Below are 14,917 nucleotides of genomic sequence, written 5' to 3'. Positions count from 1 at the left end.
ATCGCTCCCCGGAAAGACGCACATGCCTTCCACCAAGAACACCGCCGCCGCCGCCGCGCGGCCCAAGCTCACGGTCCGCGACCTGAACTTCTACTACGGCAGGTTCCATGCCTTGAAGGGCATCAACCTCGACATTCCCGAGAACAAGGTCACGGCCTTCATCGGGCCATCGGGCTGCGGCAAGTCGACGCTGCTGCGCACCTTCAACCGCATGTTCGAGCTCTACCCCGAGCAGCGCGCCGAGGGGCAGATCCTGCTCGACGGCGACGACCTGCTCGCCAGCCGCCAGGACGTGGCGCTGATCCGCGCCAAGGTGGGCATGGTGTTCCAGAAGCCCACGCCGTTTCCCATGTCGATCCACGACAACATCGCCTTCGGCGTGAAGCTGTTCGAGAGCCTGAGCGCCAGCGACATGGACGAGCGCGTGGAATGGGCGCTGAGGAAGGCCGCGCTGTGGAACGAAGTAAAGGACAAGCTGCACCAGAGCGGCGCGGGCCTGTCGGGCGGGCAGCAGCAGCGCCTGTGCATCGCGCGCGGCATCGCCATCAAGCCCGAGGTGCTGCTGCTCGACGAGCCCTGCTCGGCGCTGGACCCCATCTCCACGGCCAAGATCGAGGAACTGATCGCCGAACTGAAGGACGAATACACGGTGGTCATCGTCACGCACAACATGCAGCAGGCTGCGCGCTGCAGCGACTACACGGCCTACATGTACCTGGGCGAGCTGATGGAGTTCGGCGCCACCGAGCAGATGTTCTTCAAGCCCCGGCGCAAGGAGACGGAAGACTACATCACAGGGAGATTCGGATGACCGACAAGCACCTTTCCTCGCAGTTCGACAGTGAGCTCAACCAGGTCTCGGGCCGCGTCATGGAGCTCGGCGGCCTGGTCGAGTCGCAGATCCGCCAGGCCATCGCCGCGCTGTCGCAGTTCAGCCTGGAGGCGGCCGCGCAGGTCGAGACGCTGGAGCAGCGCGTCAACCAGATGGAGGTGGAGATCGACCACGAGCTCACCACCATCATCGCGCGGCGCCAGCCCACGGCGCGCGACCTGCGCCTGCTGATGGCGTTCTCCAAGGCCACGGCCAACCTGGAGCGCATGGGCGACGAGGCCACGCGCATGGCGCGCATGGTGCGCTCCATCATCGAGAGCGGCGCGGCGCGCTCGCTGCCCAGCAGCGACTTGCGCGTGGCGGCCGACCTGGCTGCGGGCCTGCTGCGCAAGGCGCTGGACGCCTTCGCGCGCCTGGACACGCGCATGGCGCTGGCCATCCTCAAGGAGGACGACCTGATCGACCGCGAGTTCGACGGCTTCGTGCGCAAGCTCATCACCTACATGATGGAAGACCCGCGCACCATCTCGGCGAGCCTGGACCTGCTGTTCCTGGCCAAGGCCATCGAGCGCATCGGCGACCACTCCAAGAACGTGGCCGAGCTCATCATCTACCTGGTGGAGGGCAAGGACGTGCGCCACACCGCCCTGGAAGAAATCGAATCGGTCGTGCAATGAAACCCTTTCCCCATGTCCTCGTCGTCGAGGACGAGGCAGCCATCGCCGAACTCATCGCCGTGAACCTGCGCCACAACGGCTTCACGCCCATCTGGGCCGAGGACGCCGAGGCCGCCCAGCGCGAGCTGGACGCCGTGCTGCCCGACGTGATCCTGCTGGACTGGATGCTGCCCGGCATGAGCGGCCTGCAGCTGGCGCGCAAGTGGCGCTCCGCCGCGCGCACCAAGGGCGTGCCCATCCTGATGCTGACGGCGCGTGGCGACGAGCCCGACAAGGTGGCGGGGCTCGATGCCGGCGCCGACGACTACATCACCAAGCCCTTCTCCACCCAGGAGCTGCTCGCGCGCATACGCGCCGTGCTGCGCCGCCGGGCGCCGGAGCAGGTGGCCGACAGCGTCGCCATCGGCGCCCTGAGCCTGGACGCCGCTACGCACCGCGCGAGCTTCCAGGGTCAGCCCCTGAAGCTCGGACCGACGGAATTCAAGCTGCTGCACTACCTCATGAAGCACGCCGAGCGTGTGCACAGCCGCGCCCAACTGCTCGACAAGATCTGGGGCGACCACGTCTACATCGAGGAGCGCACGGTGGACGTGCACGTCAAGCGCCTGCGCGAGGCGCTGGGCGAGGCCAGCGCCATGTTGGAGACCGTGCGCGGCGCGGGCTACCGCCTCACGGCGCAGGGTGCGTTAGAAAAATGATAGCTGCAAGCGCTTGATGGTTCTGCGTTAGATCCATATTTCATTCAAACCTATCGGTAAATGCGGCATGCCTTGGCGCTTTGCGATCTTTCTGTGCGCCCAGGCGCTGGGCGCGGCGGCGGGCGGCTGGGCCGCCGGCCCCTGGGGGCTGGCCGCGGGCGTGGCGCTGGCGTCCTGGCTGTGCTGGGGCTGGGAGTCCTGGCAGGGCCTGCGCGTGCTGCGCTGGCTGCGCCAGGACGGCGAGCCGGCCCGGGCCCCGGCGCTGCGCGGCCCGTGGGGTGAAGCTTGCGACCGCATGCGCCGCCTGCTGCGCCAGCGCGAGCAGCGGGCGGCCGCCAGCGACGCGCGCCTGCAGGAATTCCTCGCGGCCCTGCAGGCCTCGCCCAACGGCGTCATCCTGCTCGACGCCCAGGGCCGCATCGAATGGTGCAACCAGACGGCGGCCCAGCATTTCGGCCTGCAGGCCGAGCGGGACCTCATGCAGTCCGTGGGCAACCTGTTGCGCGACCCCGCCTTCAGCAACTACCTGGCCGCGGGTGACTATGCCCAGGGCGTGCTGCTGCCGGGGCGCGAGAGCAGCGCCGCCCACCCCGTCACGCTGTCGGTGCAACTGCACCCCTATGGCGACGGGCGCCGCCTCATGCTATCGCGCGACGTCACCGCGCTGGAGCAGGCCGAGGCCATGCGGCGCGACTTCGTGGCCAACGTCTCGCACGAGATCCGCACGCCGCTCACGGTGCTGGTCGGCTTCGTCGAGACCCTGCAGACCCTGCCGCTGCAGGAGGACGAGCGCGCGCGCTACCTGGGCCTGATGGCGCAGCAGGCCGCGCGCATGCAGCACCTGGTGCAGGATCTGCTGACGCTGTCGCGCCTGGAGGGCAGCCCCCCGCCGGGCATGGCCGAGTGGGTGCCGGTCTGCGCACTGCTGCGCCACTGCGAGGACGAGGCGCGCGCTCTCTCGGCCACGCTCGCGCGCACGCCGGCGCAGCAGCACAGGTTCGTCTTTCCCACCCCCGGGCAGGCGCAGGCGGCAGGCCAGGTGGCGGGCATCGCCGCGGAACTGCAAAGTGCCCTGGCCAATCTGGTCAACAACGCCGTGCGCTACACGCCCGCGGGCGGCAGCATCACCGTGGCGTGGGAGCCGCTGGCCGACGGCGGCGCGCGCTTCACGGTGCGCGACACGGGCCCGGGCCTGGCGCCCGAGCACCTGCCGCGCATCACCGAGCGCTTCTACCGCGTGGACCGCAGCCGCTCGCGCGACACGGGCGGCACGGGCCTGGGCCTGGCCATCGTCAAGCACGTGGTGCAGCGCCATGGAGCCGCGCTGGAGATCTCCAGCGTGCTGGGGCAGGGCTCGGTGTTCGGCGTGCGCTTTCCGGCGGCGCGCGTGCGTGCGCAGGCCGGCGTCAGTCCCGCTGCGCGGAGTGGTGCCGCTGCAGGCTGAGCACGCCCAGCAGCAGCGCGCTGAAGACTAGCGCCGTCACGCCCAGGGCCGCGGCGCTGGCGGCCCAGAACGGGGCGGGGGAGTGCAGCGGCCCCCAGCCGGCCAGGCCGTGGTAGGCCAGCCGGTAGCCGCCATACAGGCCCACGCCCCACAGCAGCACGCCGTAGACCAGCAGCGGCGCGAGGGTGATGCGGTAGCTGCGCAGCACGAAGATGCACAGCGTCTGCAGCGCATCGGCCACGTGGTAGGCCGCCACCCACAGCAGCAGCGAAGTGGCCAGCGCCACCACCTCGGCGTTGGTTGAATACAGGCTGGCGATGGGTTGTCGTGCTATTGAAAGCGTAGCTGCAAGGGCGCACCCCATGAGCGCTGAAAGCCAAAAACCCTTCAAGGCCGTCGCGCCGGCGCGCTGCTCGTCGCCGGCCCCGCGCCAGTAGCTCACGCGCGCGCTGGTGGCGATGGCCAGTGACAGCGGCACCATGTAGAGCACGGCGGCCAGGTTGGATGCGATCTGGTGCGCGGCCGAGGCCAGCGCGCCCTGGCGCGCGATGAACAGCGCCATGAGCGTGAACGAGGTGACCTCCACCAGGATCGACAGCCCGGCTGGAAGCCCCAGGCGCATGAAGCGCCCCAGCTGCGCCCCGTCGGGCCGCTCCATGGGGTGCCACAGCGCGAGCGGCGCGTACATGGGGTGGCCGCGCAGCATCTTCCAGCCCACCAGCAGCAGGCCGTAGTTCACCGCCAGCGTGGCCCAGGCGCAGCCCGCCGCGCCCTGGGGGGCGAGCCCCGCGCCGCCGAAGGTGAACCAGATCGACAGCGGCACCTTGAGCGCCAGCGACCCCACCTGCAGCCAGGTCACGAGCTGCGGGTGGCCCAGGGCCTGGTTTAGCGTGCTGTAGATGCGAAACAGCAGCGCCGGCGGCAGGCCGAAGGCCAGGATCGCGAGGTAGGCGCGCACCTCGGCGCGCAGCTGCGGCGGCACCTCGGTCCATTGCAGGATGGGGCCGGGCGAGAGCAGCACCGCCATGCCCAGCACGCAGGCCACGGCCCACAGGTACAGCGACTGGCGCACGCTCGCGCCTATGGCGCCCTGCGCGCCCGCGCCGCGCTGCTCGGCCCAGACGGGCAGCAGCGCCTGCAGCACGCCCATCAGCGCCACGTACACGCTGATGAACACGGCCGAGCCTATGGACAGCGCGGCCAGCGACTCCTGCGCATGCCGGCCGGCGACGATGGTGTCGGTCACGCCGAAGGCCATCACGGCCAGCTGCCCGGCCAGCACGGTGAACGCGTGGCGCGAGATGATGGACAGCTCGGACATCAGCGCTCCACGCGGTGCAGCACCAGTATCCTGTCGTTGCGGTCCGTGGGGCGGCCGATGCTGGCCACCGCGTGCCACTCAGCGGGCGGCAGCAGCGTCGCCACGGCCGGGCCCATGGCTGCGTCGGCCACGGCCCAGTTGCACAGCGGCAACTCGGAGACCGGCTCCACGCGCAACTGGCCGTGGTACACGAGGGCCGCGATCTGGGCACGGTTCAGACCATAGCTGGCCACGCAGCCCTGCCTGTCGGTGATGGCGGCGGCCACGCCCGCCACCTGCGCCTCCATGCTGCGGCCATAGTTCAGTAGCGGCAGCCACAGCGTCATCATCAGCAGCCAGCCCAGCGTGGCGCCGCTGGCGGGCAGCACCAGGCTCTTCCAGATGGCCGGGCGGTTGCGCGCCGTGCGCCAGGCCACCAGCGCGCACCAGGCGGCCGTGGCCGCCAGGGCCACGCCGAAGGCCAGGGCCGAGAACGCGGGCTCGTAGCCCGGCGCCAGCCTGGCCACGTTGGCCGCGGGCTTGGCGGGCACGCCGGTCTGCACCGACAGCCAGATGACCCAGATGGCGATGGCCGACGCACTGAAGAACAGCAGCGTGAACCAGTCGATCAGCGCCGAGATGCTGCGGCGCAGCGTGGGCAGGGCAAAGGCCGCCAGCGTCGCCAGCGCCGGCAGGCCCAGCAGCAGCGCGCGGTCAGAGGGCCGCGTGGTCAGCGTGGCGCCCACGGCCACCAGCACAAACCACAGCGGCAGCAGCAGGTGGCGGTGCCATTGCCGGCTGGCGATCAGATGGCGCCAGCGCCACAGCGTCCATAGGGCCAGCGGCCAGGCCGGCCAGCTGAACCAGATGAACAGGCGCAGCAGGCTGTACCACCACTCCTTGCCGTCGTCGAAGCCCTCGATGCGCCAGGCCCACAGGCCCAGCTGCCAGGCCAGCAGGGCGGCACCCAGCGTCGATGCCAGCAGCACCGCCGACGCGGCGCCGCGCCTGGGCATGGGCGCCTCCTTGCCGCACCACACCAGCCAGGCGCAGCCCAGCCCCAGCAGCACGGACAGCGTCGGCGCGCCGCTGAGCACCAGGCCCAGCAGGCCGGCCACGGCGGCGGCCACCGGCCATGCCATGCGCCAGGGCATGGCGGCGCCGGCGGCGAACAGCAGCGCCGTGCCGCACAACTGGGTCAGGTAGCCGGTGGTTTCGTGCGACAGCTGGGCCAGCCCCAGGCTCGCGATGAGGGCCAGGAGGCCGGCATCGGCGATGGCGCGGGCGTAGTCGGCGGGCTTGGCCTCGCCGCCGAAGGCAAAGGCCACGGGCTGAGCGCCGGGGCCGCGCGCCAGGTAGTACACGCCGTACCAAGTGGCGGACAGGGTCAGGAGCAGTAGCGCGATGAACGGCAGCCGGGCCGCCATCGCGGGCGACAGCCACCCTTGCAGCGCGTCGATGGCCCATGCGCCCAGCCAGTAGGGCAGCAGGCCATCCCCATCGGGCGGCATGCCGGCCAGCAAGGGGTTCATCCAGTCCGTGCGGCCCAGGGCCAGCTCGTGCATGTAGCCGAACGAGGCCACGTCGGCATAGCGCCAGGGCGCGCGCCCGACGAAGCCGGGTATGGCATAGGCCAGGCACAGCAGCAGCAGAGCCCAGCGGGGCAGGGGCCGCACGGCACTCTGGGCAACGATGGCGGGCGTGGGATGGATCACTCGGGCTGCGCGGCGTTGTGGTTGGACGGGACGGGCGGGGCAGCATACCCGCCAAGAAAAAAGGCAGCGCGGTGAAGCCGGGCTGCCTTGGGGCGTGCTGCAACGGGCCCACGCGCCGGTGGGCGGGGGCTGCGTTGCTTACTTCGCTGCGGTCTTGCCGAAGCGGTTGCGGAAGCGTTCCACGCGGCCGCCCATGTTGTCCACGGATTTTTGCGTGCCGGTGTAGAAGGGGTGGGATTCGGACGAGGTATCCAGCTTGAACAGCGGGTATTCCTTGCCTTCGAAGGTATCGGTTTCTTTCGTGTTCACGCACGAGCGGGTCACGAACTTGAAGCCGTTGGACAGGTCCACGAACAGCACTTCGCGGTAGTTGGGGTGAATGCCTTCTTTCATGATTTCTCTTTCAAGTCAGCGGGAGCCGCGCCAGCCAGCCTGACGTACTTTCCGCAAAAAGCTCTTGATTATGGCATAGGCCGGGCTCAGCCGCCCCGGCGCATCATGTCGAAGAAGTCCACGTTGGTCTTGGTGGCCTTCATGTTCTTGATCATGAGCTCCATCGCCTCGATCTCGTCCATGTTGTACATGAACTGGCGCAGGATGCGGGTCTTCTGCAGGATCTCGGGCGCGAGCAGCAGTTCCTCGCGGCGCGTGCCGCTCTTGTTGAGCTCGATGGCGGGGAACACGCGCTTCTCGTACAGGCGCCGGCTCAGATGGATTTCGCAGTTGCCCGTGCCCTTGAACTCTTCGAAGATCACCTCGTCCATGCGGCTGCCGGTATCGACCAGGGCCGTGGCGATGATGGTCAGGCTTCCACCTTCCTCGACCTTGCGCGCCGCGCCGAAGAAGCGTTTGGGGCGCTGCAGCGCGTTGGAGTCCACGCCGCCCGAGAGCACCTTGCCCGACGAGGGCACGACGTTGTTGTAGGCGCGCGCCAGGCGGGTGATGGAGTCGAGCAGGATCACCACGTCCTTCTTCAGCTCCACGAGGCGCTTGGCGCGCTCGATCACCATCTCGGCCACGTGCACGTGGCGCGCGGCGGGCTCGTCGAAGGTGGAGGCGATGATCTCGCCCTTGACCGAGCGCTGCATCTCGGTCACTTCCTCGGGGCGCTCGTCCACGAGCAGCACCATGAGGTGCACGTCGGGGTGGTTGGCCGTGATGGCGTGGGCGATGTGCTGCATCATCATCGTCTTGCCGCTCTTTGGGGGCGCGACGATGAGCGCGCGCTGGCCGCGGCCGATGGGGGCGATGATGTCGATGATGCGGCCGGTGATGTTCTCGTCGCTCTTGATGTCGCGCTCCAGCCGCATCTGCTCCTTGGGGAACAGCGGCGTGAGGTTCTCGAACATCACCTTGTGCTTGTTCTGCTCGGGCGGGCCGCCGTTGACGGAGTCGAGCTTGGTCAGCGCGAAGTAGCGCTCGCCGTCCTTGGGCGTGCGCACCTCGCCCTCGATCATGTCGCCGGTGTGCAGGTTGAAGCGCCGCACCTGGCTGGGGCTGATGTAGATGTCGTCGGTGCTGGCGGTGTAGCTGGAATCGGGACTGCGCAGGAAGCCGAATCCATCGGGCAGGATCTCGAGCACGCCGTCGGCAAACACCTGCTCGCCGGCCTTGGCGCGCTTCTTGATGATGGCGAACATGAGCTCCTGCTTGCGCATGCGGCCGCCGTTTTCGATCTCAAGCGCTTCGGCCTGCTTGAGGACTTCAGACACGTGCAGTGCCTTGAGTTCATTAAGGTGCATGAAATGACTCCTGCGGCGGAGTAGGTATTTCTTGTGACTGGAGAGGAGGTGGCTGCATGCCGGGCGGGACTTGTAGAGTGCCCTGGCGAGCCTGTGATCTGGAGCCGGCCGCTGAAGATGTGTGCTGACCGTGGGGGATCGGCGCGAATTATGACAGGAAAATTCCCGCGCGCCCTCGGGATGCGCGCTGCCGGCCTCGCGCTGGGCCGGCCGGCGCGCGGGGCCTTCAGCCCAGTTGCTGGTCGATGAAGGCGGTGAGCTGCGCCTTGCTCATGGCGCCGACCTTGGTGGCGGCCAGCTGGCCGTCCTTGAACAGCATCAGCGTGGGAATGCCGCGGATGCCGAACTTGGCCGGGATCTCGCGGTTGTCGTCCACGTTCATCTTGGCCACCTGCAGCTTGCCCTGGTAGGCGCTGGCCACTTCGTCGAGGATGGGGGCGATCATCTTGCAGGGGCCGCACCACTCGGCCCAGTAGTCCACCAGCACGGGCGTGGAGGACTTGAGCACGTCGGCTTCGAAGCTGGCGTCAGACAGTTGCTTGATGAGGTCGCTTGCCATGGGGTGTTCCTTGGATTTGGCGGGTGGGACAGAGGTTAAATTCGAATCATTGTGACAGAAACCAATCCCCCATCCGACGGTATGCCCGGCCCGCCAGACGCTATGACAGTCATAGCGAAAAGCGATGCCCGCGCCGCCGCGCCCATGTGGCGCAGCGCCCTGCAGGCAGTGCAGGAGCACGTCCGTTGCCGCGGCGTGCACCCGGCGCGCGCCGTGGTGCTCGTGCCCTATGCCCAGCTCATGGCCGAGGCGCAGCGCCAGTGGACGCGCTGGCAGGGCGACGGCTTCGCGCCGCGCTTCGAGACCACGCGCAACTGGGCGCGGCAGCTGGCGGGCTTCGTGCCCCAGGGCCTGGACTTCGCGCACGACGTGGCGCGCGACCGCTTCACCGGCGCCGCGCTGCTGGAGCGCGCGGGCCTCGCCGCGCAGCGCGAGATGCTGCTCGCCCCGCTGCTGGAGGCGGCCGGCCAGCTCGCCCCCGTGGCCGCCGCCGTGGCGCCGGGGAGGCGCGCCGAGTGGCTTGAGCGCCAGCGCGGCGTGCTGGGCCTGGCGGGCGAGGGCAGCGCCCTGCGCTACGAGGCCGCCGTGGCGCGCGTGGCGCTGGAATGGGTGGCCGCCTCGCGCCATGCGACCGACGTGCTGTTCGAGCCCGGCGTGCGCACCGCCGTGGATGCGCTGGTGCTGCTGCAGGGCTTTCAGCCCGACGCGCTGGCCCAGGCCTTGTGCGCGGCCTGGGGCGACAGTGCCCTGGCCCTGCCGCTGTGGCAGGCGCCCACGGGCCAGGGGCGGATCCGCCTGCGCCGCGCGCTGGACGCCGAGGACGAGGCCCAGCGCGCCGCCGCCTGCGCCATTGCCCACGTGCAGGCCGGCCGCGTGCCCGTGGCCCTGGCCGGCACCGACCGCGCGCTGGTGCGGCGCATCACCGCGCTGCTACAGGGCGCGGGGCTCGCGGCCAGGGACGAGAACGGCTGGACCCTGTCCACCACCCGCGCCGCCGCCCAGGTTATGGCGGCGCTGCGCGCCTGCGCCTGGGACGCGGGTAGCGATGCGGTACTCGACTGGCTCAAGGCCGTGCCCGTGATCGAGGAACCGGCCCTGCGCGCCCTGGAGCAATGGCTGCGCCGCAACGCCGTGCGCCGTTGGAGCGGCGCCCCGGGCCGCGCCCAGGGCCGGCCCGCCATTGCCGCCACCATCGCGCAGGTTGAAGCCCTGCGCGCGCCGATGCGCGCCGCGCGCCCCCTGGCCGAGTGGCTGCGCGGCCTGCGCCAGCTTTTGCAGGCCAGCGGCCAGTGGGATGCATTGCAGCAGGACGACGCGGGCGAGCGCGTGCTGCTGGAACTGCACCTGGCCGAGGGCCTGGAGGGCAGCCTGGCGGATGCCGAAGGGGCGGGGCGCAGGCTCTCGCCGGGCGACTTCGGCCACTGGGCCGACCAGGTGCTCGAAGCCACCCGCTTCAAGCCCGACTGGGAGCAGGACGCGGCCGCCGACCTCGTGGTGCTGCCCCTGCCGCAGCTGCTGGCCCGCCCCTTCGCCGCGCTGGTGCTGGCCGGCTGCGACGAAAAGCGCCTGCAGGCCGCCCCAGAGCCTCCCGGGCCATGGACCCAGGCCCAGCGCCAGGCCCTGGGCCTGCCCACGCGCGAGGCGCTGGAGGCCGCCCAGCGCGCCGCCTGGGCCGACGCCCTGCAGATTCCCTGGGTAGACGTGCTGTGGCGCGCCAGCGAGGGCGGCGAGCCGCTGCTGGCCAGCCCCCTGGTGCTGGCGCTGCCGCCCGCCCTGCATGCGCAGGCGCCGCAGGACACCCGCCTGCCGCGCGCCGTTGCGCCCGGCGCCACGCCGCGCCCCTGGCCCGTGGGCGCGCGCCTGCCCGTGGCGCAGCTGTCGGCATCAGCTTATGCCGACCTGCGTCACTGCCCCTATCGCTTCTATGCGCTGCGCCAGCTCGGCCTGCAGGAGCAGGACGAGCTGGAGGCCGAGCTGGACAAGCGCGACTTCGGCACCTGGCTGCACGCGGTGCTGCAGCGTTTCCACGAAGGCCTGCGCGACGCGCCCACGCGGGACGCGGCCGAGCGCAGCGCGCGCCTGGACGCCGCGGCCAGCCAGGCGCGCGAGCAGCTGGGCCTGGCCGGCAGCGACTTTCTGCCCTATGCGAGCGGCTGGCCGCAGCTGTGCGACGGCTACCTGCGCTGGCTGGACGAGCACGAGGCCGCAGGCGCGCGATTCGCCCGGGCCGAGGTCGAGGCACAGCGGCACCTGGCGCTGAAAGGAGGCAGCCTGGAGCTGGTGGGCAAGCTCGACCGCATCGACGAGGCCAAAGACGCAGAAGGCCGCGCCGGCACCTTGGTCATCGACTACAAGACCGAAGGCAGCCAGACCACCAGGGCGCGCGTGCAGGCGGGCACCGAAGACACCCAGCTCGCCTTCTACGCCGCCCTCATGCCCGAAGGGCGCGGCCCCCTGCGCGCCGCCTACGTGAACGTGGGCGAGCGCGGCGAGACCAGGACCTTCGAGGCGCCCGACGTGGAGCAGCTGCGCGACGCGCTGCTGGCCGGCATACGCGACGACTTCGACCGCATCGCGCAGGGCGCGGGCCTGCCCGCGCTGGGCGAGGGCAGCGTGTGCGACTGGTGCGCCGCGCGCGGCCTGTGCCGCAAGGATTTCTGGAATGAATAGAGCTGCCTACGAACACAACGGCCGGCCGGTCTCGCGCGAAGCCTTCTACGCCATCGCCTGCGATCCCGCGCGCAGCGTGGCGGTGGAGGCCTGCGCCGGCGCGGGCAAGACCTGGATGCTGGTCTCGCGCATGCTGCGCGCGCTGCTCGACGGCAGCGCGCCGCACGAGATCCTGGCCATCACCTTCACCAAGAAGGCCGCCGGCGAGATGCGCCAGCGCCTGCAGGAATGGCTGGAGCAGTTCGCCCACGCCGCGCCCGAGGATCTCGAAAAGGAGTTGATTGCACGCGGAATCGGCCTCGAAGCCGCGCGGGGAAAGCGCGAGCAGCTACGAAATTTGTACCAGCAGCTGTTGGCCAGCGGCCGCCCGCTGCAGATCCGCACCTTCCACAGCTGGTTTGCCGCGCTGCTTTCCACGGCCCCGCTGGCGCTGCTGCAGGAGCGGGGCCTGCCCACGCACTACGAGCTGCTCGAAGACGACGCGCAGGCCAAGGCCGAGGTTTGGCGGCCATTCCTGGAGGCCGTGGCCGGCGACGACGCGCTGCGCGCCGACTACGAGGCCATCGTCGCCGTGCATGGCCGCTCGCAGACGCACAAGGCGCTGGAGGCGGCGCTGGACAAGCGCGTGGAGTTCCTGCTGTCGGACGAGGCGGGCATCGTCGATACGTCGGTGCCGCCGTTCGGCGAGGTCTATGAACGCCTGGCCGGCGTGGAGCACCCGGGCGACTGGCTGCTGCGCCGCGCCGCCGGGCGGGCCATGCTCGAAGACGCGGCGCGCGCGCTCATGCCCCTCGCGCCGAGCTTCGCGGCCAAGGGAGAGGAGCTGATGGCGGCCCTGCAGGCCGGCGACTGGCAAGGCGTGCTGGCCGCGCTGTTCACCAAGGACGGCGAGGGCACGCCGCGCGCCTTCGGCAAATCGTGCCCCCAGGCCGTCACCGTCGCGCAGGACGAGGCGCAGACGCTGCGCGACGCCTGCCGCCAGCACGCCGCATGGCTGCACCAGCAGCGCATGGCGCGCCTGTCGCGCCGCCTGATCGAATGCTTCGGGGCCGTCAAGCGCGAGCATGGCTGGGTGGACATGAACGACGTGGAGCGCACCGCGCTCACGCTGCTGTCCGACCCCGTGCTCTCCGGCTGGGTGCAGGAGCGGCTGGACGCGCGCGTGCGCCACCTGCTCGTGGACGAGTTCCAGGACACCAACCCGCTGCAGTGGCAGGCGCTGCACGCCTGGCTGGCGGGCTATGCGGGCGCGGGCGGGGGGCAGCACCCGCCCAGCGTGTTCATCGTGGGCGACCCCAAGCAGAGCATCTACCGCTTTCGCCGCGCAGAGCCCCAGGTGTTCAAGGCCGCGCAGGCCTTCGTGCGCGAGGCGCTCGGCGGCGACCTGCTGGCCTGCGACCACACCCGGCGCAATGCGCAGGGCGTGATCGGCGTGGTCAACGCTGCCATGCAGGCCGCGCAGGCGCAGCAGGAATACGAAGGCTTTCGCGCGCACACGACCGAATCGCAGGACGCGGGCCGGCTGCTGCGCCTGCCGCCTATCGCCCGGACGGACGCGCGGGTCGGGGGGGGCGGCGCGGCCGACCCGCTCGCCTGGCGCGACAGCCTGAACGAGCCGCGCCACGAGGCCGAGGAAACCCTGCGCATGGCCGAGAGCGCCCAGGCCGCGCAATGGGTGGCGGCGCAGCTGGCCGCCGGCCTGCCCGCCAGCGAGATCATGGTGCTGGCGCGACAGCGCGAACGCCTGGCGCGCATGGAAGAGGCGCTGCGCGCCCTGCACATCCCCTGCGTGCAGCCCGAGAAGGCCGACCTGGCCCAGGCTCCCGAAGTGCAGGACCTCGTCGCGCTGCTGGACGCGCTGGTCTCGCCCGCGCACGACCTGTCGCTGGCGCGCGTGCTCAAGTCGCCGCTGTTCGGCGCCGACGACGCGCTGCTCACCGAACTGGCCCTGCTGCGCCGCCAGGAACGGCACGTGCACCTGAGCTGGTTCGATCTGCTGCAAAAACAAGAGCTGCTGGCGCTTGACTGCAGGGCGATAGCGGCCAATTTGTCTCTATACAAGGAGTGGGTGGACAGCCTCCCCCCGCACGACGCGCTGCAGGCCATCTACGCGCATGGCGACGTGCTCGCGCGCTTTGCCGCCAGCGCGCCCGCGCCGCAGCGTGCCGGCGTGCTGGCCAACCTGCGCGCGCTGCTGGGCGCCGCGCTGCAGCAGGACGGCGGGCGCTACCTCACGCCCTACGCCTTCGTGCGTGCGCTCAGGAAGGGCGGCATCGCGGCGCCCGCGCGCGCCGACGCCCAGGCCGTGCGCCTGCTCACCGTGCACGGCGCCAAGGGGCTCGAAGCCCACAGCGTGCTGCTGCTGGACACCGACGCGCGCCCCAAGAGCGCCGAGACCATGGCCGTGCTCGTCGACTGGCCTGGCGAGGAGCCGCTGCCCCGGCGCTTCATCTTCCTGGCCAGCGAATCGAGCCCGCCGCCCAGCGCCGAGGGCGCCATGGCGGCGGAACGGGCCGAGCGCCAGCGCGAGGCGCTGAACACCCTGTACGTCGCCGTCACGCGCGCCAAGCGGTGCCTGGCGCTGTCCTGCGTGCAATCGGGCAGCGCCAACCCCGGCAGCTGGTGGGCGCGCCTGGCGCCGCTCATGCAGCAGGACGCGGACCCGCAGGCCGGCGCCATGGGCGCGCAGGATGCGGGCGACGGCGCCTTCACCCTGCTGGAGCTGCCGCGCCTGCCCGCGGCGCCCGGCCTGCCCGTGGCTGCGCCACGGCAGCCGGCGCAGGACAGCCTGGCATCCCGCCAGGGCCAGGCCATGCACGCGCTGCTGGAGCAGGTCGGCGTGGCCGGCCTGCCGCTGGCCGAGGCCCGCGCCCGGGGCTGGGGCCAGGAGCGCCTGGCGCAGCTTGCGCGCGAATTCGCCCTGCCGCTGCCCGCCGCCCGGGCCGCCGCCCGCATGGCCCAGGCCATCCTCAACGGCGCGGGCGCCTGGGCCTGGGACGAGGCGCAGCTGGAGCTGGCCGTGAACGAGGCTCCGCTCACCCACCAGGGTCAGGGCCTGCGTCTGGATCGCCTGGTCTGCCTGCGCGAGCGGCGCGGCGGCGCGCGCTGGTGGGTGCTGGACTACAAGAGCGCCGCGCAGCCCGAGCGCCAGGGCGATCTCGTCGCCCAGCTCCAGCGCTACCGCGAGGCCGTGCGGGCGCAGGTGCCCGGCGAAGCGGTAGGCGCCGCGTTCCTGAGCGGGGACGGGCGCCTGGTGGAACTGGGGCTGGAGGAGGGCTGA

The 14,917-nt window shown here is 71.1% G+C and carries 11 protein-coding genes; 6 read left to right on the top strand and 5 right to left on the bottom strand.

Translation table 11 applies throughout. The annotated features are described in order from the left end of the window. Positions 1-22 precede the first annotated feature (22 nt). From pstB to phoR, 4 genes are all read left to right on the top strand, one after another. Positions 23-811, top strand: coding sequence for a phosphate ABC transporter ATP-binding protein PstB (pstB, locus tag ALIDE2_RS13280; protein WP_013519311.1), 789 nt, complete (start codon positions 23-25; stop codon positions 809-811). Further along, the gene (phoU, locus tag ALIDE2_RS13275) at positions 808-1,509 is read left to right on the top strand and encodes a phosphate signaling complex protein PhoU (RefSeq protein ID WP_013519310.1); all 702 of its coding nucleotides are present in this window, start codon (positions 808-810) and stop codon (positions 1,507-1,509) included. Before pstB ends, phoU begins: the two co-directional genes overlap by 4 nt. Further along, positions 1,506-2,207, top strand: a complete 702-nt coding sequence (gene phoB / locus ALIDE2_RS13270; RefSeq protein ID WP_013519309.1) for a phosphate regulon transcriptional regulator PhoB — start codon at positions 1,506-1,508, stop codon at positions 2,205-2,207. The genes phoU and phoB overlap by 4 nt, the downstream gene beginning before the upstream one ends. A 67-nt stretch (positions 2,208-2,274) precedes the next feature. Then, entirely contained in the window at positions 2,275-3,651 is a 1,377-nt protein-coding gene (gene phoR / locus ALIDE2_RS13265) for a phosphate regulon sensor histidine kinase PhoR (protein ID WP_013519308.1), read from the top strand. Here phoR and ALIDE2_RS13260 read toward each other — a convergent pair. The 5 genes from ALIDE2_RS13260 to trxA form a co-directional block, all read right to left on the bottom strand. Further along, positions 3,614-4,972 carry an MATE family efflux transporter gene (locus tag ALIDE2_RS13260; protein ID WP_013519307.1) on the bottom strand — a complete coding sequence of 453 codons (1,359 nt, stop codon included), beginning with the start codon at positions 4,970-4,972 and terminating at the stop codon, positions 3,614-3,616. The genes phoR and ALIDE2_RS13260 overlap by 38 nt on opposite strands. Further along, a complete protein-coding gene (locus tag ALIDE2_RS13255; protein ID WP_013519306.1) occupies positions 4,972-6,666 on the bottom strand; it encodes a hypothetical protein in 1,695 nt (564 codons plus the stop codon). Before ALIDE2_RS13255 ends, ALIDE2_RS13260 begins: the two co-directional genes overlap by 1 nt. 138 nt (positions 6,667-6,804) lie before the next feature. Further along, positions 6,805-7,059 (bottom strand): type B 50S ribosomal protein L31, encoded by a 255-nt coding sequence (locus ALIDE2_RS13250; protein WP_013519305.1) that lies wholly within the window; start codon positions 7,057-7,059, stop codon positions 6,805-6,807. Between the two features lie 86 nt (positions 7,060-7,145). Beyond that, positions 7,146-8,408, bottom strand: coding sequence for a transcription termination factor Rho (rho, locus tag ALIDE2_RS13245; RefSeq protein ID WP_013519304.1), 1,263 nt, complete (start codon positions 8,406-8,408; stop codon positions 7,146-7,148). A 226-nt stretch (positions 8,409-8,634) separates the two neighbouring features. Further along, on the bottom strand, positions 8,635-8,967 hold the full coding sequence (trxA, locus tag ALIDE2_RS13240; RefSeq protein ID WP_013519303.1) for a thioredoxin TrxA: 333 nt from the start codon (positions 8,965-8,967) through the stop codon (positions 8,635-8,637). A 102-nt stretch (positions 8,968-9,069) separates the two neighbouring features. On the opposite strand from trxA, the gene ALIDE2_RS13235 reads away from it, so the two are divergent. Then, positions 9,070-11,637, top strand: coding sequence for a PD-(D/E)XK nuclease family protein (locus ALIDE2_RS13235; RefSeq protein WP_013722259.1), 2,568 nt, complete (start codon positions 9,070-9,072; stop codon positions 11,635-11,637). Beyond that, positions 11,630-14,917 carry a UvrD-helicase domain-containing protein gene (locus ALIDE2_RS13230; protein WP_013722258.1) on the top strand — a complete coding sequence of 1,096 codons (3,288 nt, stop codon included), beginning with the start codon at positions 11,630-11,632 and terminating at the stop codon, positions 14,915-14,917. Before ALIDE2_RS13235 ends, ALIDE2_RS13230 begins: the two co-directional genes overlap by 8 nt.

This window comes from Alicycliphilus denitrificans K601, assembly GCF_000204645.1.
Classification (GTDB): Bacteria; Pseudomonadota; Gammaproteobacteria; order Burkholderiales; family Burkholderiaceae_C; genus Alicycliphilus; species Alicycliphilus denitrificans.
Note: the sequence above shows the minus strand (reverse complement) of the source record. Positions and strands in the feature narration are given on the sequence as shown.